The 22,808-nt window shown below is 48.3% G+C and carries 23 protein-coding genes; 18 read left to right on the top strand and 5 right to left on the bottom strand.

Annotation, left to right across the window (positions count from 1 at the left end; all coding sequences use genetic code 11):
- Positions 1-8 precede the first annotated feature (8 nt).
- From recF to dnaA, 4 genes are all read right to left on the bottom strand, one after another.
- A complete protein-coding gene (gene recF / locus NOM72_RS14295; protein WP_023469866.1) occupies positions 9-1,163 on the bottom strand; it encodes a DNA replication/repair protein RecF in 1,155 nt (384 codons plus the stop codon).
- Position 1,164: 1 nt separating this feature from the next.
- Complete coding sequence (yaaA, locus tag NOM72_RS14290) at positions 1,165-1,386, bottom strand: S4 domain-containing protein YaaA (protein ID WP_023469865.1); 222 nt, start codon at positions 1,384-1,386, stop codon at positions 1,165-1,167.
- A gap of 161 nt (positions 1,387-1,547) precedes the next feature.
- A complete protein-coding gene (dnaN, locus tag NOM72_RS14285) occupies positions 1,548-2,681 on the bottom strand; it encodes a DNA polymerase III subunit beta (protein ID WP_023469864.1) in 1,134 nt (377 codons plus the stop codon).
- Between the two features lie 191 nt (positions 2,682-2,872).
- The gene (gene dnaA / locus NOM72_RS14280) at positions 2,873-4,264 is read right to left on the bottom strand and encodes a chromosomal replication initiator protein DnaA (RefSeq protein ID WP_023469863.1); all 1,392 of its coding nucleotides are present in this window, start codon (positions 4,262-4,264) and stop codon (positions 2,873-2,875) included.
- A gap of 737 nt (positions 4,265-5,001) precedes the next feature.
- Between dnaA and rpmH the strand changes: the two genes are divergently transcribed.
- From rpmH to NOM72_RS14240, 8 genes are all read left to right on the top strand, one after another.
- Positions 5,002-5,136: a 50S ribosomal protein L34 gene (rpmH, locus tag NOM72_RS14275; RefSeq protein ID WP_012371910.1), complete on the top strand. Its 135-nt coding sequence runs from the start codon at positions 5,002-5,004 to the stop codon at positions 5,134-5,136.
- Between the two features lie 166 nt (positions 5,137-5,302).
- The gene (gene rnpA / locus NOM72_RS14270; protein ID WP_023469862.1) at positions 5,303-5,653 is read left to right on the top strand and encodes a ribonuclease P protein component; all 351 of its coding nucleotides are present in this window, start codon (positions 5,303-5,305) and stop codon (positions 5,651-5,653) included.
- Between the two features lie 104 nt (positions 5,654-5,757).
- Entirely contained in the window at positions 5,758-6,612 is an 855-nt protein-coding gene (gene yidC / locus NOM72_RS14265) for a membrane protein insertase YidC (protein ID WP_023469861.1), read from the top strand.
- A 147-nt stretch (positions 6,613-6,759) separates the two neighbouring features.
- Positions 6,760-8,142 carry a tRNA uridine-5-carboxymethylaminomethyl(34) synthesis GTPase MnmE gene (gene mnmE / locus NOM72_RS14260; RefSeq protein WP_023469860.1) on the top strand — a complete coding sequence of 461 codons (1,383 nt, stop codon included), beginning with the start codon at positions 6,760-6,762 and terminating at the stop codon, positions 8,140-8,142.
- A gap of 43 nt (positions 8,143-8,185) precedes the next feature.
- Complete coding sequence (gene mnmG, locus NOM72_RS14255) at positions 8,186-10,075, top strand: tRNA uridine-5-carboxymethylaminomethyl(34) synthesis enzyme MnmG (protein ID WP_174316735.1); 1,890 nt, start codon at positions 8,186-8,188, stop codon at positions 10,073-10,075.
- Between the two features lie 5 nt (positions 10,076-10,080).
- Complete coding sequence (gene rsmG, locus NOM72_RS14250) at positions 10,081-10,797, top strand: 16S rRNA (guanine(527)-N(7))-methyltransferase RsmG (RefSeq protein WP_023469858.1); 717 nt, start codon at positions 10,081-10,083, stop codon at positions 10,795-10,797.
- 48 nt (positions 10,798-10,845) lie between these two features.
- On the top strand, positions 10,846-11,688 hold the full coding sequence (gene noc / locus NOM72_RS14245) for a nucleoid occlusion protein (RefSeq protein ID WP_055969791.1): 843 nt from the start codon (positions 10,846-10,848) through the stop codon (positions 11,686-11,688).
- A 38-nt stretch (positions 11,689-11,726) separates the two neighbouring features.
- A complete protein-coding gene (locus NOM72_RS14240) occupies positions 11,727-12,491 on the top strand; it encodes a ParB/RepB/Spo0J family partition protein (protein ID WP_035395440.1) in 765 nt (254 codons plus the stop codon).
- A 37-nt stretch (positions 12,492-12,528) separates the two neighbouring features.
- Here NOM72_RS14240 and yyaC read toward each other — a convergent pair whose 3' ends face one another.
- Positions 12,529-13,146 carry a spore protease YyaC gene (yyaC, locus tag NOM72_RS14235; protein WP_034786343.1) on the bottom strand — a complete coding sequence of 206 codons (618 nt, stop codon included), beginning with the start codon at positions 13,144-13,146 and terminating at the stop codon, positions 12,529-12,531.
- Positions 13,147-13,328: 182 nt separating this feature from the next.
- Between yyaC and NOM72_RS14230 the strand changes: the two genes are divergently transcribed.
- The 10 genes from NOM72_RS14230 to NOM72_RS14185 all read left to right on the top strand — a co-directional run bounded on the left by NOM72_RS14230 (position 13,329) and on the right by NOM72_RS14185 (position 22,407).
- Positions 13,329-14,258 (top strand): mechanosensitive ion channel family protein, encoded by a 930-nt coding sequence (locus tag NOM72_RS14230; RefSeq protein WP_023469854.1) that lies wholly within the window; start codon positions 13,329-13,331, stop codon positions 14,256-14,258.
- Positions 14,230-14,418 (top strand): DUF951 domain-containing protein, encoded by a 189-nt coding sequence (locus tag NOM72_RS14225; protein ID WP_023469853.1) that lies wholly within the window; start codon positions 14,230-14,232, stop codon positions 14,416-14,418. The genes NOM72_RS14230 and NOM72_RS14225 overlap by 29 nt, the downstream gene beginning before the upstream one ends.
- Before the next feature lie 228 nt (positions 14,419-14,646).
- On the top strand, positions 14,647-15,747 hold the full coding sequence (gene ychF / locus NOM72_RS14220; RefSeq protein WP_023469852.1) for a redox-regulated ATPase YchF: 1,101 nt from the start codon (positions 14,647-14,649) through the stop codon (positions 15,745-15,747).
- Positions 15,748-15,867: 120 nt separating this feature from the next.
- The gene (gene rpsF / locus NOM72_RS14215) at positions 15,868-16,155 is read left to right on the top strand and encodes a 30S ribosomal protein S6 (RefSeq protein WP_023469851.1); all 288 of its coding nucleotides are present in this window, start codon (positions 15,868-15,870) and stop codon (positions 16,153-16,155) included.
- 23 nt (positions 16,156-16,178) lie between these two features.
- Positions 16,179-16,697: a single-stranded DNA-binding protein gene (ssb, locus tag NOM72_RS14210; RefSeq protein ID WP_023469850.1), complete on the top strand. Its 519-nt coding sequence runs from the start codon at positions 16,179-16,181 to the stop codon at positions 16,695-16,697.
- Positions 16,698-16,741: 44 nt separating this feature from the next.
- The gene (rpsR, locus tag NOM72_RS14205; RefSeq protein WP_023469849.1) at positions 16,742-16,972 is read left to right on the top strand and encodes a 30S ribosomal protein S18; all 231 of its coding nucleotides are present in this window, start codon (positions 16,742-16,744) and stop codon (positions 16,970-16,972) included.
- Positions 16,973-17,106: 134 nt separating this feature from the next.
- Complete coding sequence (locus NOM72_RS14200; protein ID WP_035395443.1) at positions 17,107-19,092, top strand: DHH family phosphoesterase; 1,986 nt, start codon at positions 17,107-17,109, stop codon at positions 19,090-19,092.
- Entirely contained in the window at positions 19,089-19,532 is a 444-nt protein-coding gene (gene rplI, locus NOM72_RS14195) for a 50S ribosomal protein L9 (protein ID WP_023469847.1), read from the top strand. Before NOM72_RS14200 ends, rplI begins: the two co-directional genes overlap by 4 nt.
- A gap of 19 nt (positions 19,533-19,551) precedes the next feature.
- Positions 19,552-20,904, top strand: coding sequence for a replicative DNA helicase (gene dnaB / locus NOM72_RS14190; protein ID WP_023469846.1), 1,353 nt, complete (start codon positions 19,552-19,554; stop codon positions 20,902-20,904).
- Between the two features lie 210 nt (positions 20,905-21,114).
- Positions 21,115-22,407 carry an adenylosuccinate synthase gene (locus tag NOM72_RS14185; protein ID WP_035395447.1) on the top strand — a complete coding sequence of 431 codons (1,293 nt, stop codon included), beginning with the start codon at positions 21,115-21,117 and terminating at the stop codon, positions 22,405-22,407.
- The last annotated feature ends 401 nt before the right edge of the window (positions 22,408-22,808 follow it).

Raw genomic sequence — 22,808 nt, 5'->3', positions numbered from 1 at the left:
CTTCATGATTACTCATCGGTTTTCTCACCTACTGTTTCTTTATATGATGTCTCTTCCAAATCGACCGTCCCTTGTTTCACGTGGAACAACTTCGCTTGGTTGATCGTTTCATGCGCAATCCCGTCGACGCTTGTCGTCGTCAGGATCGTCTGGACCTTTTGTTGCATCGTATCGAGCAAATGTGTCTGACGATGATCATCAAGTTCGGATAAGACATCGTCGAGCAGAAGAAGCGGATATTCCCCTACTTCCTCATGAATCAATTCGATCTCCGCAAGCTTTAACGAGAGGGCTGCTGTCCGTTGTTGTCCTTGTGAACCATACGTTTGGACATTTCGTCCATTGACTTCCATCTCGAAGTCATCGCGATGTGGTCCAAACAACGTAACTCCTCTTCGGATTTCATTTTCTTTTATTTTACCAAACTTCCGCGTGTAGGACGCAGTCATTCCTTCGACATCGAGTAATTCGTCGCCGAATGTGTCCGAACGATAGATGAGCGCGAGTTCTTCCTGTCCACGACTGATTCCGTCATGAATCGGTCGTGCCCATTTTTCGAGCTGGGCCATGAAATGATGCCGGCGCTGAACGATTTTAACGGCTAGCGTAATCATTTGCTCCGTCAAGATATCAAGGAAGGTCTCGTCTCCTCCCTTCATGGACAGTTGTTTCAGCAATGCGTTCCGCTGCTTCAACACTTTCAGGTACTGGCTCAATTCATGCAGATAGACCGGACTGACTTGACCGATCTCCATATCGAGAAATCGCCGGCGGACTTGTGGACTGCCTTTGACGATATGCAAATCTTCCGGGGCGAATAAAACGATGTTCAGTGCTCCGACATAATCACTCAAGCGTCGTTGCTCTAGATGATTCAGCTTTGCTTTTTTCCCGCGACCCGAGATAACGATCTCTTGAACATGGGAGCCGGTCCGCTTGACGACGCGTCCTTCGACGCGCGCTGTTTCTTGGTCCCAACCGATCAGTTCCTTGTCATGCGTCGTCCGGTGCGACTTCGCGAGAGCAAGAACATAGATCGCTTCCAATAAGTTCGTCTTCCCTTGTGCATTTTCACCAATCAGGACATTCGTTTTTTCGGAGAATGACAGTTCGAGTGCGTCATAGTTGCGATAATGACTGAGTCGGACTGAATCCAGCCGCACGTTAGTTGCCCTCGTTCTTGATGATGAACTGACCGTAGTCTTCTACATCAATGATGTCTCCATCCCGTAATTTACGACCACGTCGCTGATCGACCTCGCCGTTGACTAGAATCGGTACCTCTGCTAAAAACGGTTTAGCTTGTCCTCCGCTTGAGATGATATCCGATAGCTTCAGGAACTGCCCTAATGTGACGTATTCCGTTGTAATTCTGATTTCTTGCATGGATTGACTCCTCCTACCTACATATTATAAATGACGTACTCTTTATTGTACTAAACATTGAGCGATTTAGCAAAATCCCCGAACGTATATACGGTATACGAAAAGACGGGTCCGATGTCGAAACGATCGAACCCGTCTTGTCACGTGTTTTCTGTTGATGCTTACGCTGTCCGTACTGGAAGAATCAGTTGCAGGACGTTATCTTGATCGACTGGGTGCAAGATGAATGGACGAATCGAACCCGTGAACTGGATTTCGATATCTGTCGCGTCAAGCGCCTTCAAAGCATCCATCATGTACTTCGAGTTGAACGAGATTTTCAGCTCTTCCCCTTCAAGCGACAGGATGCTGACTTGCTCCGAGACTTTCCCGACTTCTGGTGAATGCGAAGAGATCTCGACCGCTGTCGTTCCTTCAGCTGCGAACTTGATGACATTGTTACGGTCCTCACGTGCAAGCAGCGACGCGCGATCGATCGCTTGAAGCAATTCTTTCGCATTCATGCGGACAGCTGTCCGGTACTCTTCTGGAATCAAACGTGATGTATCCGGATAGTTTCCGTCGAGTAGACGCGAGAAGAAGAGGACGTGCTTCATCTTGAACAAGATTTGTTGGTTCGTGATCGTGATATCCACATGACCGTCCCCAAGCAACTTCGATAATTCATTTAAGCTCTTCCCTGGAACGATGACGTTCTGGAACGAGATATCTGTATCTGTCTCAAACTGAGCACGACGAAGGGCTAAACGGTGACTATCCGTTGAGACACACGTCAAGATGCCTTTGTCAGCTGAGAAGTTCACACCTGTCAGAACAGGACGTGTTTCTTGAACAGCGACAGCAAAGCTTGTTTGACGAATCATCGAACGTAAGAGATCAGCCGGTAAACGGAAACGTTGTCCCCCATCGACTTGCGGAAGGCGTGGGAACTCATCTGGATCAAGACCGTTCAAATGGAATTCCGCTGTTCCTGATTGAATCCGTGTCATGAAGTTCGGTGAGACTTCGAGTGTGACTTCGTCTTTTGGCATCTTTTTGACGATATCGCCGAAGAAGCGGGCATTCAAGACGACACTACCAGCACGGTGAACCGTGACATAAGATGTTCCATTCTCTTCTGCATAGATCGTCCGTTCAATCGAGATTTCTGTATCGCTTCCTGTCAGCGTCATACCATCTCCATGAGCTTCGAGTTTGATTCCTGTCAGAATCGGAATCGTCGTGCGGGATGAGACCGCTTTGGCTACATCTTGTACTGCTTGAATTAAAGCTTCGCGTTGAATGGTGATATGCATATCGTCGTTAGACTCCTCTCGAGAATAATGGGCATGCGCCCATCATAACATAATAATATATTTTTTTAATAATAGTCTTAGGGGCTGTGGATAGTGTGGATAAGTCGGTGGATAACTTGGTATAAAGCCAAAAACGGTGTGGATAAGTTGTGGATAACCACCCTACTTTATCCACATGTTTATCCACAGTTTTATGAATGCTTCAATTCATGTTTGATTTGTTCGATGACTTTTCCCGTTTCCCCATCCGATTTGATCAACATACTGATCTTTTCATGGGCATGGATGACGGTCGTATGGTCGCGTCCCCCGAATTCTTCTCCGATTTTCGGTAAAGAGCTCTCCGTCATCTCGCGTGAGAGATACATCGCGATTTGACGTGGGAAGGCAATCGATTTCGTCCGTTTTTTCGCCTTCAGATCATCAAATGGCAAATTGAAGTGCTTACTGACCGACTCCTGGATGTCACGAATCGTAACTTTACGCGGTTCAGCGACCGGCATGATGTTATGCAAGGCTTCCGCAGCAACATTTGGATCGATTGGTCGTCCGACGAGATTCGCATAAGCGATAACGCGGGTTAACGCTCCTTCGAGCTCACGAATATTCGTATCAATTTGACTTGCGATGTAAAGCATGACTTCGTTTGAGACGTCAAGTTGCTCCGCATTCGCCTTTTTCCGTAAAATCGCAATCCGTGTCTCGAGATCCGGTGGCGTGATGTCGGTGATTAATCCCCATTCGAAACGAGAACGAAGCCGATCTTCAAGCGTTGGAATCTCTTTTGGTGGTCGGTCACTTGAGATGATGATTTGTTTTTGGTCGTTGTGCAAGGCATTGAATGTGTGGAAAAACTCTTCTTGCGTCTGTTCTTTGCCCGCAAGGAACTGGATGTCATCAATTAAGAGGACATCGATGTTACGGTATTTATTTCGAAACTCAACCGTTTTATTATCGCGGATGGAGTTAATGAAGTCATTCGTAAAGCGTTCAGAAGAGACATAGGCAATCCGTGTCCCGAGATTTTGATCTTGAACGTACTGTCCGATGGCATGCATCAGATGGGTTTTGCCAAGACCAACGCCACCATAGATGAAAAGCGGATTGTATGCTTTAGCAGGCGCTTCCGCAACAGCGAGTGAAGCGGCATGCGCAAAACGGTTCCCCGATCCGATGACGAATGTATCGAACGTATACTTCTCATTTAATTGTCCGAGTTCACTCATCGTCAGTTCCTCTGTTGGTCTCCGCATGTTCGATGGACGCGATTTCGGAGTCGGTGTTGCCTCAACACGTTCCTCTTCTTGTCGATCGAGCATTTTCTTCGCTTGTCCCTCTTCAATGAACTGAATATCGAGTCGGCTTCCTGTTACTTCCTCAACTGTGTCTTCGAGTAAAGATAAGTACTGGCGCTCGAGCCATGTCACCGTAAATGCAGCTGGTGCTGAAACGAGTAGTGTCGTTCCATTTAGCGTGACGCCTTCTGTGGATTTCAACCACATATCATAACTAGCTTTCGGTGTTCGTTCCTCTTCCTCGATCACAGATAAGACATTATGCCAAAGTTCGGCAGCGTTTTTCATAAATACCCCCCTTTTTTTATCAAGATAGAAAATTTTTGTACACAGGCTTATACACAGACAAAGTTAATGAAGAAACTCGACTTATCCCCATAACGTAAAAACTGTGGATAACGTTATCCACAGGCAGTTGAATCTGTGTATAAAGTTATCCACAGGGTGTGTATAACTTGTTTTGTCCTGAACAATCAGGATCATGTTATGCACAATTAGTGTATCAAAAGAAATGAGCCCTGGCAATGGTTGGAATGATTTATCCACAAGTAAATTAAACCGTCCACAGGTAGTTACCCACAAGCTGTGGATAGTGTGGATAAATTGTGGATAAGAGGTGGATAACTTTTCGAAAGAGGAAGCGTTGAAAAAGAGTTATTCACAAAATACAAAAGAAGTGGAAAAAGGAAATCCAAAATCGAGGATTGACGTCGATTTTAAAAAATACTATCGTAGACAAAGTGAAGAGTTATCCACGGAAAGTGTGGATAATGTGGATAAGTCTGTGGATAGGTGGATAAGTCTACACACATCCCCTCTATGACCCATATGTATTCTATCGCGTAATAGAGTTTGCACAGTCGAATCCTATTGCCTGTTTTCAAACTAGAACTCCCTTAAGCAGGACAAGAAATCTTCTGAACTTTCATTGACAATGCCACAATCAGTTTATATAATGTACAAGACTGCCTTAAAGTAGAAAATAACAATTGGTTATAAAGATCTTTTAAAGGAGGTGCAGACGAATGAAACCAACTTTCAACCCAAACAACCGTAAGCGTAAAAAAGTTCACGGATTCCGTGCGCGTATGGCTACGAAGAGTGGCCGCCGTATCTTGGCTGCTCGCCGTCTTAAGGGCCGCAAAGCCTTGACTGTCTAATGCATTGATGCATCCATCACTTCGGGCATGATCCGAGGTGATTTTTTTTTATGTTTTTTCGTGTGTTCCTGCTTTTGTCACATGCGCCCTATCGCGTCGCATGTTTATTCTATGATATGATGAGAGACGACGAATTTTCGTAGTGTCAGGATGGAGTGTGAATAAGGTGAAGAAGGAATACCGCGTCAAGAAAGACAAGGAGTTCCAAGCGGTGTTTACTAAAGGAGCCTCTGTCGCAAATCGGCAATTTGTCGTGTATGCCTTGAAAAAGGAGCAACAGACTCACTTTCGGGTTGGTTTATCCGTCAGTAAGAAAATCGGGAATGCCGTCGTCCGGAATCAGGTAAAACGGTATCTTCGGGAAGCATGCCAGCAGCATGAAGCCTCGATTGCCCCGAATTATGATTTGGTGATCATCGCGCGCAATCCGGCCGCGAAGATGACCGCGCAAGAAGTGGCTGACAGTCTCCGTCACGTGCTCAAACGTTCCGGTGTCTGGATGCGATCAAAAAAATGAATCGTAGCAATGCATCCTGTTGATTTGTACGGCGCTCCCTTTCCTTGCCTTACTATAGAAGAAGATGGCGTTCGACAAAGCGTAAACAATTTCTAGGAGGAATTATGAACAAGAGAACTAAGATTTGGTTAACTCTCGGACTCATGTCCGTGCTCGCGATCGTATTATCCGGCTGTACACCTAGTTCGTATGGTACTGGTGAACCGATCACAGCAGACACAGAAGGTTTTTGGAAACATTACTTCGTTTGGCCGATGGCGTGGTTGATTCGTGAGATTTCACAGTTCTTTAGCGGTGATTACGGTATTGGAATCATCATTACGACACTTCTCGTTCGTCTTGTCATCCTTCCATTGATGATTAAACAAACGAAGAGTATGGGTGGAATGCAAGTCATCCAGCCTGAAATGATGAAGCTTCGTGAGAAATACAGCTCAAAAGACCAAGAGACGCAACAGAAATTGCAACAGGAAATGATGAAGCTCTACCAAGAGCACAACGTCAATCCACTCGCAGGCTGTTTACCGATCTTGATCCAAATGCCGATCTTGATCGCGTTCTATAACGCCATCATTTATACACCGGCTATTTTCCAACACACATTCCTCTGGTTCGACCTTGGTAAACCGGATCCATTCTTCATCTTGCCGATCATGTCTGCGGTACTGACGTATCTGCAACAAAAGATCTCGATGGCAGGTCAAGAAGACAATCCACAAATGAAAATCATGCTCTACGTCTTCCCAATCATGATCTTCATCATGGGTGTTACACTCCCATCTGCCCTTTCGCTTTACTGGGTCGTCGGTTACATCTTCTCGATCATCGTCACGATCGTCATCATGAAGCCGATGCGTGAAAAGATTAAGTTGCAGACGGAAGCAACAATGGCTGCTAAACGTGAAAAAGAAGCGGCACAAGCAGCTCCGGCTCCTAAAAAATCGAAAAAGAAACGCTAATACGTGAAGAGCGACGCTTTGTTTTGACAGAGTGTCGCTCTTTTTCTTTTGCGTCATTTCGTGTATAGTTGTTTCGTTATACCCATTGCAACGATTAAGGATTAAATACTCATAAAAAGACAGAAGAAAAACGAGGTGGAAGAACGGATGATGGAATTTGATACGATTGCCGCGATTTCGACGCCGATGGGAGAAGGGGCGATTGCGATCGTGCGCTTATCAGGTCCTGATGCAGTCGCTGTAGCCGACCGTGTTTATAAAGGGAGCAACCGCTTGACGGAAGTACCAACCCATACGATTCATTACGGGAAATTGGTCGACCATGAGGCGGACCGTGTCGTCGATGAAGTAATGGTGAGTGTCATGCGCGCACCAAAGACGTTTACACGTGAAGATGTCATCGAATTGAATTGTCATGGAGGAGTCGTCGCGGTCAATCGTGTCCTCGAACTCATCCTCGCCCAACCGGAAGTCCGGCTGGCGGAACCTGGTGAATTTACGAAACGTGCGTTCTTGAACGGACGCATCGATTTATCACAAGCGGAAGCCGTCATGGATCTGATCCGGGCGAAGACGGACCGAGCGATGCATGTCGCCGTCAGTCAGATTGAAGGACGTCTCTCGAAACTCGTCCAAGACTTACGTCAACAATTGTTACAGACGATTGCTGCGATCGAAGTCAACATCGATTACCCAGAATACGATGCAGAAGAGATGACGCAACAGATCGTCGAACGTGATGCTGGTGCTGTCCGCGCGATTTTGGCAGAGTTATTAACAACGGCACGCCAAGGAAAAATCTTGCGCGAAGGGTTATCCACAGCGATCATCGGTCGTCCGAACGTCGGAAAGTCGTCTTTGCTCAACACATTGGTGCAAGAAGCAAAGGCCATCGTCACGGATATCGCGGGAACGACACGCGATACGATCGAGGAGTACGTCAATGTTCGCGGTGTACCGCTGAAGTTGATTGATACGGCAGGGATTCGCGAGACGGAAGATATCGTCGAACGGATGGGTGTTGAAAAGTCGCGTCAGGCTTTGAAGACGGCCGATTTAATCTTACTCGTCCTAAACGGGAATGATGTTCTGACGGATGAGGACGTCTTGCTGTTTGAAGCAATCAAAGGGATGAACGCGATCATCATCGTCAACAAGAGTGACTTGGCGCAACAGATTGACTTAGCGCGTGTCACGGAGCTTGCTGATGGTCGACCAATCGTCACGACATCCTTGCTCGAAGAAGCAGGCGTCAACGATCTCGAAGCAGCGATTGCGAGTCTGTTCTTTGAACAGGGTGTCGAAAGTCAGGATATGACGTACGTCTCAAATGCGCGTCACATCCAGCTCATCAAACGAGCGAGTCAAATGATTGAAGATGCTCTCGGTGCAGCAGAAGCAGCGATGCCGATCGACATGGTACAGATCGATTTACGACGAGCGTGGGATACGCTTGGCGAAATCAATGGTGATACAGCACAGGATAGTTTATTGGATCAGTTGTTTTCGCAGTTCTGTCTCGGGAAATAATTTGAGACGACTGCGTGTGGAATAAGAAGGAGGAACCAGTACTATGGCTTATCAAGCAGGTGAATTCGACGTCATCGTCGTCGGAGCCGGACATGCCGGCATCGAAGCCTCTCTTGCTGCGGCACGAATGGGCTCGAAAACGGTCATGTTGACAATGAATCCCGATATGGTCGGATTCATGTATTGCAACCCGTCGATCGGTGGTCCAGCAAAAGGAATCGTCGTCCGGGAAATCGATGCGCTCGGTGGCGAAATGGCACGCGCGATCGATGCAACGTATATTCAAATGAAAATGTTAAACACATCAAAAGGTCCTGCCGTGCGAGCACTACGGGCACAGGCGGATAAATTCGAATACCAAAACCGAATGAAAAAAGCGCTCGAGGATGAGCCGAATCTGCTCTTACGTCAAGCGCTCGTCGAACGGTTATTGATTAACGACGAAGGACGTTGCGTTGGTGTCGTCACGAATACAGGGGCGGAATACCGGGCAAAAGCGGTCATCATCACGACAGGAACGTTCATGCGCGGAAAAATCATCATCGGTGAATTGTCGTACGAGAGTGGTCCGAACAATCAGATGCCGTCGATCAATCTATCGAAACATCTTGAAGAACTCGGATTTGAGCTCGCGCGTTTCAAAACAGGTACACCACCACGAATCGACGGGAAAACGATTGACTACTCGAAGACGGAGATCCAACCAGGTGACGAAGTAGCACTTCCGTTTAGTCATGAAACGACTCAGATGATCACAGAACAGATTCCATGCTGGTTGACGTATACGACGGAGTATACGCATCAATTGATCGATGCGAACCTGCACCGCTCCCCGATGTTCTCTGGAATGATCAAAGGAACAGGTCCACGTTATTGCCCATCGATCGAAGATAAGGTCGTCCGGTTCAACGATAAACCGCGTCACCAAATCTTCCTTGAGCCAGAAGGTCGCGATACGGAAGAAGTCTACGTGCAAGGATTATCAACAAGCTTGCCGGAAGACGTCCAACACGATATTCTCCGCTCGATTCCAGGGCTTGAGAATTCAGAAATGATGCGTCCTGGTTATGCGATTGAGTACGATGCCGTTGTTCCGACACAACTCTGGCCAACGCTCGAGACAAAACGGGTTCCTGGTTTATTCACAGCGGGTCAAATCAACGGAACAAGTGGGTATGAGGAAGCAGCGGGGCAAGGAATCATGGCAGGGATCAATGCCGGACTACAAGTCCAAGGCAAAGAACCACTTATCTTGTCACGTTCACAAGGCTATATCGGTGTCATGATCGATGATCTCGTTACGAAAGGTACGAACGAACCATACCGTCTCTTGACGTCACGCGCCGAGTACCGGTTGTTGCTCCGTCATGATAATGCGGACCTTCGCCTATCGGAAATCGGACATGAACTCGGATTGATCTCGGAAGAGCGCCAAGCGAAGTTGCTCGATAAACAAGAACAAATCCGTCTTGAGATGAAACGTCTTGAGAAGGTCGTCATCAAAGCGACAGCGGACGTGAATGCACAGCTAGAAGCAATTGGTGCATCACCACTCAAGGAAGCGCTGCATGCGATCACGTTGCTGAAACGCCCGGAAATCACGTATGCGATGATCGCACAGATGACACCACCGGAAACACCACTGTCTGCAGAAGCAGCAGAACAAGTCGAAATCCAAGTCAAATATGCCGGGTACATCGATAAACAACTTGATCAAGTCGAAAAAATGATGCGGATGGAGCAAAAACGGATTCCGGATCGTCTCGATTACGATGCGATCAGTGGATTAGCGATTGAAGCGAAACAAAAACTAAACCAAGTGCGTCCGCTCTCGATCGGACAAGCATCCCGGATCTCAGGGGTAAACCCGTCTGATATCTCGATTCTGCTTGTCTACATCGAGCAAGGCCAATACGCATTGACTGCGGAGTGAACGAGATGAACCAACAGCAATTCGTAACAGCATTGGCAGCACAGGGACTTGAGGTCTCAGAACATCAGTTGCATCAATTCAAACGGTATTATGAACTGCTCGTCGAGTGGAATGAAAAGATGAACCTGACGGCGATCACGGACGAAGAAGATGTCTATCTCAAGCACTTCTATGATTCGATCACAGCAGCATTCTATTTCGATTTCACGACGGTCACGACGGTTTGTGATGTCGGAGCGGGCGCTGGTTTCCCAAGTCTGCCGATCAAGATCATGTTCCCACATCTCCAAGTGACGATCGTCGATTCACTGAACAAACGAATCGGCTTCCTCAATCATTTGGCGACGGAACTCGGACTCGAAGGTGTCGCGTTCCATCATGGACGCGCCGAAGAGTTCGGTAAAAATAAACAATTCCGCGAACGGTTTGATGTCGTGACAGCACGTGCGGTCGCCCGGATGTCCGTTCTCGCGGAATATTGCCTACCGCTTGCGAAAGTCGGGGGTCAATTCGTTGCCTTGAAGGCAGCGAAAGTCAGTGAAGAGCTCGAGGATGGTGCGATTGCCTTAAAAGTACTCGGTGGGAATTTACGGGAAAGTTTCCAGTTCCAATTGCCAGGCGAGGAAAGTGAGCGTAATATCGTTATTGTAGATAAAAAACGAACAACACCCGGGAAATATCCGCGTAAAGCGGGTACGCCTGCAAAAGATCCATTAAGCTAAACACCGTTTCACGTGAAACGATGACTGATAAAGGTGAGGTGCGCCAACGTGAGAAATGCAATTGCCAAGCTGCTCGGTAAGGGAGGGCAACCTGCTACGATCGAGCTTGACCCACAAGAGACGGTTCAGGAATTACCATTGACAGAACTTGTCGCGAACCAGTTCCAACCACGGACAGTGTTTGATGGGGACCGAATTGAAGAGCTAGCCGTTACGATCGAAGAGCATGGATTACTCCAGCCGATCGTCGTTCGAAAACAAGGAACAGGATACGAAATCATTGCGGGAGAACGACGATACCGGGCAGTGCGCTCGCTTGGCTGGGAAACGATTCCTGCCATCGTCAAAGAGATGACGGACGAGACGACTGCTTCACTGGCATTGATTGAAAATCTGCAACGCGAAGATTTGACACCAATCGAAGAAGCAGAAGCCTATGAGCGCTTGCTTGCGTTACAAGACATCACGCAAGAAGTGTTAGCTCGTAAGCTCGGACGTAGTCAATCGACGATTGCTAACAAATTGCGTTTGCTTCGATTGCCAACGGATGTCCGGGAAGCGTTGAAGCAACGGACGATCACGGAGCGTCATGCCCGTGCGTTATTACCGCTCAAGGATGAAGCGCTACAAGTAACGGTACTCGCTGAAATTCTGGAACGGGAATGGAACGTCAAGGAGACGGAGCGCCGGGTGGAACGATTGATGACACCACAGCCACCGAAGAAAAAACGTCATAAGAGCTTTGCTCGCGATACACGGATTGCGTTAAATACCCTTCGCGATTCCGTCGATATGATCGAGCAAACCGGATTGACGATTGAAAAAGAAGAAGTCGATTGTGAAGACTATGTAGAGGTGCGGATTCGCATCGTGAAGGCACGTCCGGAATAAGCGGTCGTGCCTTCCGCTACGTTTAGGAGAGAAGGCAAGTGAACGAATTACCTGTTCGGGCGATTCGCCCGAATCCGACTCAACCCCGGAAACGATTCAATGAAAAAGCATTAGAAGAGTTAGCCCAATCGCTCGTTCGGCACGGGATGATCCAACCGATCGTCGTCCGACCACGTGATGGCTATTATGAAATCATCGCCGGCGAACGACGGTATCAAGCAGCGAGTCGCGCAGGATTCGAACGTGTACCGGTCCTCGTGATCGAAGCAGACGAGACACGCGTGATGGAGCTCGCTTTGATCGAAAACATCCAACGGGCGGATTTATCCGCGATTGAAGAGGCGATGGCGTATGCGGAGATGATCGAGGAATTCGGCATCACGCAAGCAGAGCTTGCGCAGCGTGTCGGCAAAAGTCGTTCGCACATCACGAACAGTCTTCGGTTACTACAATTGCCGCTACTCGTTCAACAAGCCGTCATGGATGAGCGGTTATCGATGGGACATGCCCGTGCCCTGTTGTCGCTAAAGCATCCAAAGAAAATCGAGCAGATGGCAGAACGCGTCATGGCGGAAAATTGGAACGTCCGTCGATTAGAGCAGGCGCTTCGAGAACGGAAAGAATCCACTCGTCCGCAACAAGCGACTGCTGTCCAATTCGTCGAAGAGTCGCTTCGCGAAAAATACGGGGCGACGGTACGGATCAAACAAGGCAAACAAGCAGGGAAACTCGAGATTGATTTTGCAGATGAAGACGACCTCAATCGGTTGCTCGACTTGTTATTACCTGAATCGGATCAATGAAAAAGAAGCGTTCCGGTGACGGTTCGCTTCTTTTTCATTACATCGAACGGGGTGTGAAGGAAATCGTCGTCCGTGTCGACTCAGCGGATAGTTTCGCATCGAGCATGTGGAAACTGTTCGCGACAAGTTCTGCTAGTTCATAAACGAGATGTAACCGTGTATTTTGGAGAATCATCATCTCCATGAATCCACTGACGTTAACGACAGCCTTAATGTTGAAGTCACCGACCGCAGGCAATTCTTTTTGAACGCCGGCACCGGGTGCGAGTGGACCTTCCGAGAAGAAGACGTGCCCAACGCTTGAAAGTCGACCAAGACACGCATCAATTGCGATGACGAGCGGACGGTAATGGGTCGTTTGGATCGAGTGAATCGTTTCAGCGAGATTCAGTGCATGGACGGGTTTAGCGAGTGTACCGTAAACGTGGAGATGAGCAGGTGCTTGTTTTTCAAGGAATGTTCCGACAAGTGGACCGAGTGAGTCGCCCGTCGAACGATCAGAACCAATGCAGACGAGTACGATTGGTCGTTTTTCCTGGACTGCGGAGATTTGTTCGAATAATTGTTCGGCTAAGCGTTCTTTCGCGAACGGTTCCGTATATTCTAAAAAGAAAGAATAGGGCTTGGGCTCGTGCGAATGAAAGCGGAAATTCATCGAAATCATCCTTTCTTCTCTTGGTGTCGGTGTCGTGGTGGATTGGCAAGAGTGAAGGGTTCTTAGATGATTTTCCTTTCCCGGTTTTTCCAAAAATCTAACGTCAAAATCGGCTCTTTGGTTGAAACTCAATTAAAATCACGTATACTGTCGTAATAGAGAGAACAAGAAAGGATGAGAGAATGGCTACCAATCAAGATGTACAAGAATCCGTCGCCCAAGTCGATAAACTAATCAATCAAGTAATGGATGCGGATATGTGGATTCGTTTTGGGATGAAACTACTGATTGCGCTCATCATCATCGCGGCGTTCTATGTGTTAACGCGCGTTTTGACTGGGGCAGTCTCGCGTCTCTTTACGATTAGGAAAATCAATGAACAGGACTACTTGGCGCAACGTCAGAACGAGACATTACTGAAGTTGCTCCAAAATGCGATTCGTTACGTGCTCGGAATCGTCATGTTGTTGACGGTACTCAGTCAGTTCGGAATCAACATCACCGGTCTTGTCGCCAGTGCGGGGATTGCCGGTCTTGCGATTTCGTTCGGTGCGAAGAACTTGGTGCAAGATATCATTACCGGAGCGTTCATCATCTTCGAACGCCAGTTCAAAGTCGGAGATTATGTACGCGTCGGTGTGATCGAAGGAGTCGTAACGGAACTTGGAATCCGGACGACGAAACTAAAAGGACTCAACGGGGAGATCCACATCATCCCGAACGGTCAGATTTTGCAAGTCACGAACTATTCGGTCGACAACAGTTTTGCGCTCGTTGATGTTCAAGTCTCCTATGACGAAGATCTCGAACGGGTCGAACAAGTCTTGCATGAGATCGCGGACCGGACAACGAAGAAGTATGTCGATATGTTCGTCGAACCGATTCAGATGCTTGGCGTCCAGACGCTTGGTCCTTCTGAAGTCGTCTATCGTTTGATGGCAGAAGTACCACCGATGCAACATTTCCAAGCCGGTCGTCTAATCCGGAAGGAATTGAAGCAAGGACTAGAAGAAGAAAACATCAAGATCCCGTATCCACGGATGGTCATGATGAATCCAGAACAAAAGAATGGTGGACAAACGGATGATTCCAAAAACGTATCAACTCCATGATTATGTTGAGATGAAGAAGCAGCATCCATGTGGTACGAACCGATGGCAAATCATTCGGGTCGGCATGGATATCCGAATCAAATGTCAAGGTTGCGGGGCAAGCATTTTGATGCCACGTCGTGATTTTGATAAACGATTGAAAAAAGTCTTACCAGAGTAATGAAAAGCGGATCTGATCCTCGTGATTAGATTCGCTTTTTTGTTGTCTTGCTTAAGTGGAGCGGTTGCGTTCGGTTAGGACGTGAGTAAAAAAGACGGTCGAGCTCCTTGCTTAAAAAAATTGAACTATCTATAATTGTGAAAGATGTGCTGACGTGGTGTAATCATTCTACCCACTGCGGCCGCTAGCACGGATTTCCTAGGAAATACCGAAAAGGAGGAATTCCAAGTGGGATTAACAGCAGGAATCGTTGGCTTACCAAACGTAGGAAAATCAACACTTTTTAACGCCATCACACAAGCAGGTGTAGAGGCAGCGAACTACCCGTTCGCAACGATCGACCCGAACGTCGGTGTCGTTGAAGTACCAGATGCACGTCTTCGGAAATTGACGGAACTCGTCAACCCGAAAAAGACGATCCCGACAGCATTCGAATTCACGGATATTGCAGGTATCGTAAAAGGCGCGTCTAAAGGGGAAGGTCTCGGAAATAAATTCCTCGCGAACATTCGTGAGGTAGATGCGATCTGTCAGGTCGTGCGTTGTTTCGTCGATGAAAACATCACACACGTGGCCGGAAAAGTCTCACCGATCGATGACATCGAGACGATCAACCTCGAATTGATCCTCGCAGACCTCGAGCAAGTCGAAAAACGGATTCAGCGTGTCCAAAAACAAGTCAAGTCACGCGATAAAAACGCAGCGGCTGAACTCGAAGCACTTGAAATCGTGCAAGCATTACTCGAAGACGAGAAACCAGCACGTCTCGCTGAATTGAACGAAGATCAAGCAGCTCTCGTCAAACACTTCCAATTGTTGACGATGAAACCGATGCTTTACGTTGCAAACGTTGGCGAAGATGAAGTCGCAGACGCGGACAATAACGAAAACGTCCGTCTCGTACGCGAATTCGCAGAAAAAGAAGGTTCTGAAGTCATCGTCATCTGTGCTCGGATTGAAGAAGAGATTGCAGAGCTTGAGCCAGAAGAACGTCAAGAGTTCCTCGTCGATCTCGGAATCGAAGAATCAGGTCTTGATCAATTGATCCATGCAGCATACAGCACGCTTGGTCTTGCGACATACTTCACAGCAGGTGAAAAAGAAGTACGCGCTTGGACGTTCAAAAAAGGGATGAAAGCTCCGCAATGTGCGGGTGTCATCCACTCGGACTTCGAACGTGGATTCATCCGTGCAGAAGTCGTTTCGTACGAAGATTTAGCAGCGGCAGGCAACATGGCGACAGTCAAGGAACAAGGACGTTACCGCTCAGAAGGTAAGGAATATGTCTTCCAAGACGGCGATGTCGTCACATTCCGCTTCAACGTCTAATCGAAAACGAATCGTTATTGCATAAAGCAAAATACTTTGGTAGTATTAACGAATGTGAGTAATGAATTATTGCTCCTTGCTCGAACATTCGAGCCGCCAGTCCAAGAGGAGGTGACAGATATGCGTAAATACGAAGTACTTTACATCATCCGTCCGGAACTTGATGAGGAAGCACGCAAAGCAACAGTGGAGCGTTTCAACAAAGTCCTCACTGATAACGGTGGTACAGTTGATAAAACAACTGAAATGGGTAAACGTCGTTTCGCTTACGAAATCAATGATATGCGTGAAGGGTTCTACGTTCTTCTTAATGTTTCTGCTGAACCAGCAGCTACAAAAGAACTTGACCGTCTCATGAAGATCAGTGACGATATCGTTCGCTTAATGATCACAAAAGACGAGAAATAAGCTGAAACAGGAGAGTGATTCTGATGATTAACCGCGTCGTTTTAGTCGGTCGGTTAACTCGTGACCCGGAAATGCGTTATACGCAGAGCGGGATTGCGGTAACGCGATTCACACTCGCATGTGACCGTCCTTTCACAGGGCAAGATGGGAAGCGAGAAGCTGATTTCATCGATTGCGTCGTTTGGCGCAAGCAAGCAGAGAACGTTGCTCAGTATTTGAAGAAGGGTAGTCTTGCTGGTGTAGAGGGTCGCCTCCAGATTAGCAGCTACGACGATAAAGAAGGGCAACGCCGTTATCGTGCGGAAGTCGTCGCTGATAGCGTCCGCTTCCTTGAGTCACGTAACGCGAGCCGTTCTTCGGATGGTAGCGAAGGCTACGCTTCATCTACTGGTGGAAACGGGAATGCTGCAGGATGGGGTTCACAGCAACAGCAGAACAACTCTTCCTCGCCAGCACCCGCTTCATCGAATTCGGGCTTCGGCGCTGATCCGTTCAGCGGCGGTAGTTCGATCGACCTTTCAGACGACGATCTCCCGTTCTAAGGAAATCGTCCTGAAAAATCCAAGTTAAAAAGGAGGTTAATCACATGGCACGTCGTCCAGGTGGAAAACGTCGTCGTAAAGTATGTTACTTCACGTCGAACCACATCACTCATATCGATTATAAAGACGTAGAACTTCTCAAACGTTTCATTTCGGAACGCGGTAAGATTCTTCCACGTCGTGTGACTGGTACTTCAGCGAAATACCAACGTCCACTTACAATCGCAATCAAACGCGCACGTCAAATGGCTTTAATCCCATACGTGGCTGACTGATTTCGTAGCACCATCCTCATGCGTGAGGATGGTGCTTTTTTTCGCTTCCCTTTCATCCCCTCCTGCTTTTCGGTTATAATAAACAAGTTACTAAAAATTTAAATGAACCCTATAGAGCATATAAGGAGGACACGATGGAGTCAGGTCAACAAGTATCACCGGAACGAGAACGACGCATCGTTCGCTTCATTCCGTATCTATTAATCGTCGGTCTGCTTCTCGTCGTCGCTGTACGTGAACCGATCATCTCTGCTATCGGAGCCGTCGTGACTGCCCTCCTCTTCGGATTGCACCTATTCGAAGAACGCCGTGCACGCAGGGCATGGGAGGCATACGTCGCCGGAATCTCGATGCAAGTCGAGGAGACGGGACAAGATGCGTTGACGAACATGCCAATCGGGATTTTGTTATACGATGAGGAAACCCTCGTCACCTGGTTCAATGATCCGATGCGGGAGATCTTTGATGATGTAGCGATGGGACAGACGCTCAATGAGCTCGATCCCTTATTCATCGAAATGGTCGCGACGAACGAGGACCAAGCGACGCTTGAAATCGGTGATGCCGTATATCGCGTTTTTTCAAATCATGAGAATCGGACGTTCTATCTGTTCGATATGACAGAAGAAGCACAAGTCGAACAACAACTCGTCGATAATCAGACAGTCATCGGCGTTATCTATCTCGATAACTACGATGAGATGACACAAGGTATCGAAGATCAGTTGCGCAGTGAGTTGAACAGCCGAGTTACGCAACTGTTGAATCACTGGGCAGCCGAACACGGAACGTATATCAAACGAACCGCATCTGATCGGTACTTCATCGTCACGACAGAAGAGAATCTTCGGATTCTCGAACGATCGAAGTTCACGATTCTCGATACCGTGCGCGAAGAGACGAGTCAGCGTGGTGTCCAGTTGACGTTATCGATCGGAATTGGTTGCGGAAGTGACCCGATTCCGGCGCTTGGTCTGATGGCTCAGTCGAGTCTCGATCTCGCATTAGGACGGGGAGGCGACCAAGTCGTCATCAAACGCGATGGAAAAGTCCGCTTTTATGGCGGCAAGACGAATCCGACAGAAAAACGGACACGTGTCCGAGCACGTGTCATTGCCAACTCGCTTCGTGACTTAATGCAGGAATCGAGCCGTGTCCTGATCATGGGGCATAAGAATCCGGATATGGATGCACTCGGATCAGCGATCGGCATTTTGAAGCTTGCGGAAATGAACGATAAGGAAGCGCATATCGTTTTACCGCCAGAAGAAATCGGTCGTGGGATTCGCCGGATGATGGACGAGATCGCTGAAGTACCACAACTCGAGACACGGTTCGTCAATGCGTTTCAAGCCGATCAGTTAATTGACGATCAGACGTTACTCGTCGTCGTCGATACCCACAAACCGTCGCTCGTCGTCGTGCCGACGTTACTCGATCGATTCGAGCATATGGTCGTGATTGATCATCACCGGCGTGGGGAGGACTTCATCGAAGATGCGGTCCTCGTTTATCTCGAGCCTTACGCATCGTCGACGTCAGAACTCGTCACCGAGTTGATCGAGTACCAGCCGACGAATCAGAAGCTATCGATGCTTGAGGCGACGGCGTTACTTGCCGGAATCATCGTCGATACGAAAGGCTTTGCCCTTCGGACCGGCTCGCGGACGTTCGATGCTGCCTCTTACTTGCGTTCACAAGGTGCTGACACGGTGCTCGTGCAAGAGTTCCTCAGTCAGGATCTTGAGACGTACGTTGAGCAGTCACATATCCTCGAGCGGTCCGAGGTCTATACGAAAGGGATGGCGATTGCGACAGCAGAACCTGGCGTCATTCACGATCAAGTCTTGATCGCACAAGCGGCTGATCAATTGTTGTCGCTTCAAGGCATTCGTGCTGCCTTCGTCATTGCGGAACTTCAAGACGGACGGACAGCGATCAGTGCCCGTTCACTCGGAGAAGTCAACGTCCAGTTGATCATGGAGACGCTCGGAGGCGGCGGTCACTTGACGAACGCGGCGACACAGATGTCAGAATCGGTCGTCACGGTCGCGGATGCGTTGCGTAAAGCGATCGATCAATATCTAGAAGATGAGACAAAAGGAGAGGAATCAGAATGAAGGTTATTTTCTTACAAGATGTAAAAGGACAAGGTAAAGCAGGAGACGTCAAAGACGTGGCCGATGCTTATGCAAATAACGTACTCTTCAAGAAAAAGTTGGCGCGTCCTGCGACGACTGGCAACTTGAAGCAACATGAAGCACATGAACGTAAAGCAGCAGAAGAAGCGAAACAGAACTTGCTTGACGCACAAGCGTTAAAAGAGAAAATCGAAAAAGAGACGATCGTCGTCTCGACGAAAGCCGGTGAAGGCGGTCGTGTCTTCGGTTCTGTCACAAGCAAACAGATCGCGGAAGCACTCAAGAGCATGGGCTACAAAATCGACAAACGTAAAATCGAGCTCGAGCACCCAATCAAGGCACTCGGCTTTACGAAGGTACCATTGAAGCTACACAACGAAGTGACAGCGACGCTGAACGTTCAGGTCAAAGAGGCGTGAGTAGAAAAGGGGAACGGTGATGAGTGAAGTCATGCAAAATATGCCTCCCCAAAGTATCGAGGCAGAACAAGCCGTCCTAGGGGCGATCATGATTGATGCGGATCGTTTGATCAGTGCATCAGAACGTCTGTTACCGCAGGACTTTTACCGTGCCTCTCACCAACGGATCTTCGAAGCGATGCTCGTGCTGTCCGACCGAGGCGAAGCGATCGACCTCGTCACGGTCACAGCCGAGCTGAGTACGCTTGGCATCCTAGATGAGATCGGTGGTCTACCGTATCTAGCGGAACTAGCGGAAGGTGTACCAACCGCAGCCAACATCAATTACTACGTCAACGTCGTTGACCAGAAGTCGACGCTTCGGCGTCTCATTCGGACGGCGGGTGAAATCGTCACTGATGGATACGAGCGGCAAAACGAGGTCGATGTCCTGCTGAACGAGGCAGAACGGAAGATTCTCGAAGTATCACAAGGAAAAGGGAGCGCGAGCTTCATCCCGATCTCGGACGTCTTGACGAGTGCCTATGCAACGATTGATAAATTGCATAAGCAAAGCGGCGAGACGACGGGGATTCCGACTGGCTTCCAGGATCTCGATAAGATGACGGCCGGCTTCCAGCGTAACGATCTAATCATCGTCGCAGCACGTCCATCGGTCGGGAAGACGGCGTTCGCCTTGAACATCTCGCAAAACGTCGCGACACGCGCTGACGAGAACGTTGCCATCTTTAGTCTTGAGATGGGTGCCGAACAGCTCGTCATGCGGATGCTCTGTGCCGAAGGAAACGTCGATGCGCAGCGTCTGCGGACTGGTCAACTCGAAGAAGAGGACTGGGGCAAGTTATCGCTTGCGATGAGTAACCTGTCTCAAGCCGGCATCTACATCGACGATACACCAGGGATTCGGGTTAACGATATCCGGGCGAAGTGCCGTCGTTTGAAGCAGGAGCACGGTCTTGGGATGATCATGATCGACTACTTGCAGCTGATTCAAGGGAATGGTCGCTCCAGCGACAACCGTCAACAAGAGGTCTCGGAAATCTCCCGTTCCTTGAAATCACTCGCGCGTGAACTCGAAGTCCCCGTCATCGCCTTATCGCAGCTCTCCCGTGGAGTTGAGAGTCGTCAAGATAAACGACCGATGATGTCGGATATCCGGGAATCGGGAGCGATCGAGCAAGATGCCGATATCGTCGCCTTCTTGTATCGTGACGATTACTACAATAAAGAAACGGAAGATGCGAATACGATTGAGATCATCATCGCAAAACAGCGGAATGGTCCAACCGGAACGGTCAAACTCGCCTTCCGAAAAGAATTCAACAAGTTCGTGGATCTCGAGCCAAGTAACTCGTATGCGCCACCAGCTTAATCCAAGCTACGCTTTGTCTTCGATCATCGGAGACAAAACGTAGCTTTTTTTATTTTCACCTAAAGATTCTCAGTTTATTCATCAAAAACGATAATTAAACGAACGAAAGAGAATTGTAACAATTAATTGTTCGGTATTTGGTTGACTTCTTTTTTTTATCGCGTTACACTTAGTCGTGGTTTTGAATCGTACGTGGAGGTGGATGATAAGATGTCATCAGTAGTAGTAGTCGGAACACAGTGGGGCGACGAAGGAAAAGGGAAAATCACCGATTTTCTTTCGAAACAAGCCGACGTCGTAGCACGTTATCAAGGTGGAGACAATGCAGGACATACGATCGTATTCAATAACGAGACGTACAAATTGCACTTGATCCCATCAGGTATTTTTTACTCGGATAAGAAATGTGTCATCGGGAACGGTCTCGTCGTTAACCCGAAATCACTCGTCAAGGAATTGAAGTATCTGCACGATCGTGGTGTTTCAACGGATAACTTGTTAATTTCGAATCGGGCGCATGTCATCTTGCCGTATCATCAGTTGCAGGATCAGTTAGAAGAAGAAGCGAAGGGCGACGCAAAAGTCGGAACGACGCTAAAAGGAATCGGACCGTGCTACATGGATAAAGCCGCACGAATCGGTATCCGGATGGCAGACTTACTCGACAAAGAAACGTTCGCTGAGAAGTTGAAGATCGTTCTCGACCAAAAGAACCGCATGTTCACGAAGATGTATGACGCTGAACCAGTCGCGTTCGACGATATCTTCGAAGAATACTATGCCTATGGACAAGAATTCGCGAAATACGTCTGCGATACATCCGTCGTCGTCAACGATAGCCTTGATCACGGCGAAAAAGTGTTGTTTGAAGGCGCACAAGGTGTCTTACTCGACCTTGACCACGGAACGTACCCGTTCGTTACATCGTCGAACGCATCAGCTGGCGGTGTCGCATCAGGTGTCGGTGTCGGTCCAGCTCGGATCGACCACGTCGTCGGTGTCTGTAAAGCGTACACGTCACGTGTCGGTGACGGTCCGTTCCCAACGGAATTGTTCGATGACATCGGGCACCAAATCCGTGAAGTCGGTCGTGAATACGGAACAACGACAGGACGTCCGCGTCGTGTTGGTTGGTTCGACTCTGTTGTCGTTCGCCACTCGCGCCGTACAAGTGGGTTGACGGATCTTGCGCTCAACTCGATCGACGTCTTGACAGGACTCGACACGTTGAAGATCTGTACATCATACGAATTCAACGGAAAACAGATCGATGAGTACCCAGCAAGCTTCCGTGATCTCGAAGCATGTGTTCCAGTTTACGAAGAACTGCCGGGCTGGAAAGAGGACATCACAGGTGTCCGTCGCTTTGAAGATCTACCGTTGAACGCACAGAACTACGTTAAGCGGATTGCGGATCTCACAGGTATCTCGCTCGTCACGTTCTCGGTCGGACCGGGTCGTGAACAGACAGTCGTCTTGCGTGATCTCTACGAAGAAGCATAAGTCTCAACAGGACTGACTTAAAAAAGAATGACGCGTCTTTTCACGCCCTTTCCTCAGGCGAGACACAAGCCAGTTTTCCTGCTTCATTTAAGCAGGAAAGCGGGTCTTGTTTGTCTCTGACAGCGCATCAATGCGCTTTTCCTGTAGGAGTGGCGTGTGAGCGTCATTCTTTTTATTACGGAATAGGGGTGGCAGATCATCATTCTGCCACCCCTATCTTTGTCGAGACTGACTTTTGAGTCAGCACCGTTTTTTGTGCGAAATGGTTCACAAACGGAAGCAAAAACAGGTATACTAAATACAGTGTTTCACGTGGAACCTCTCTCGTGAGACGACGAACAGCAGAGAGAGTGGCGCCGGGAGTTTCCGTCGCCACCTTTCTATATGCCGAAAAAACAGGT

It is taken from the genome of Exiguobacterium sp. LL15 (genome assembly GCF_024436095.1).
GTDB classification, from domain to species: Bacteria; Bacillota; Bacilli; order Exiguobacteriales; family Exiguobacteriaceae; genus Exiguobacterium_A; species Exiguobacterium_A indicum.
Note: the sequence above shows the minus strand (reverse complement) of the source record. Positions and strands in the feature narration are given on the sequence as shown.

Bases quoted from the DNA above. Each gene is read 5' to 3' on its own strand.
- rpmH (WP_012371910.1), top strand. From the start codon at position 5,002: ATGAAACCAACTTTCAACCCAAACAACCGTAAGCGTAAAAAAGTTCAC.
- rpsF (WP_023469851.1), top strand. From the start codon at position 15,868: ATGCGTAAATACGAAGTACTTTACATCATCCGTCCGGAACTTGATGAG.
- NOM72_RS14230 (WP_023469854.1), top strand. From the start codon at position 13,329: ATGGCTACCAATCAAGATGTACAAGAATCCGTCGCCCAAGTCGATAAA.
- NOM72_RS14185 (WP_035395447.1), top strand. From the start codon at position 21,115: ATGTCATCAGTAGTAGTAGTCGGAACACAGTGGGGCGACGAAGGAAAA.
- dnaA (WP_023469863.1), bottom strand. From the start codon at position 4,264: ATGAAAAACGCTGCCGAACTTTGGCATAATGTCTTATCTGTGATCGAG.
- dnaN (WP_023469864.1), bottom strand. From the start codon at position 2,681: ATGCATATCACCATTCAACGCGAAGCTTTAATTCAAGCAGTACAAGAT.
- NOM72_RS14225 (WP_023469853.1), top strand. From the start codon at position 14,230: ATGATTCCAAAAACGTATCAACTCCATGATTATGTTGAGATGAAGAAG.
- yyaC (WP_034786343.1), bottom strand. From the start codon at position 13,146: ATGAATTTCCGCTTTCATTCGCACGAGCCCAAGCCCTATTCTTTCTTT.
- ssb (WP_023469850.1), top strand. From the start codon at position 16,179: ATGATTAACCGCGTCGTTTTAGTCGGTCGGTTAACTCGTGACCCGGAA.
- mnmE (WP_023469860.1), top strand. From the start codon at position 6,760: ATGATGGAATTTGATACGATTGCCGCGATTTCGACGCCGATGGGAGAA.
- yidC (WP_023469861.1), top strand. From the start codon at position 5,758: ATGAACAAGAGAACTAAGATTTGGTTAACTCTCGGACTCATGTCCGTG.
- yaaA (WP_023469865.1), bottom strand. From the start codon at position 1,386: ATGCAAGAAATCAGAATTACAACGGAATACGTCACATTAGGGCAGTTC.
- dnaB (WP_023469846.1), top strand. From the start codon at position 19,552: ATGAGTGAAGTCATGCAAAATATGCCTCCCCAAAGTATCGAGGCAGAA.
- rplI (WP_023469847.1), top strand. From the start codon at position 19,089: ATGAAGGTTATTTTCTTACAAGATGTAAAAGGACAAGGTAAAGCAGGA.
- mnmG (WP_174316735.1), top strand. From the start codon at position 8,186: ATGGCTTATCAAGCAGGTGAATTCGACGTCATCGTCGTCGGAGCCGGA.
- rsmG (WP_023469858.1), top strand. From the start codon at position 10,081: ATGAACCAACAGCAATTCGTAACAGCATTGGCAGCACAGGGACTTGAG.
- rpsR (WP_023469849.1), top strand. From the start codon at position 16,742: ATGGCACGTCGTCCAGGTGGAAAACGTCGTCGTAAAGTATGTTACTTC.
- NOM72_RS14200 (WP_035395443.1), top strand. From the start codon at position 17,107: ATGGAGTCAGGTCAACAAGTATCACCGGAACGAGAACGACGCATCGTT.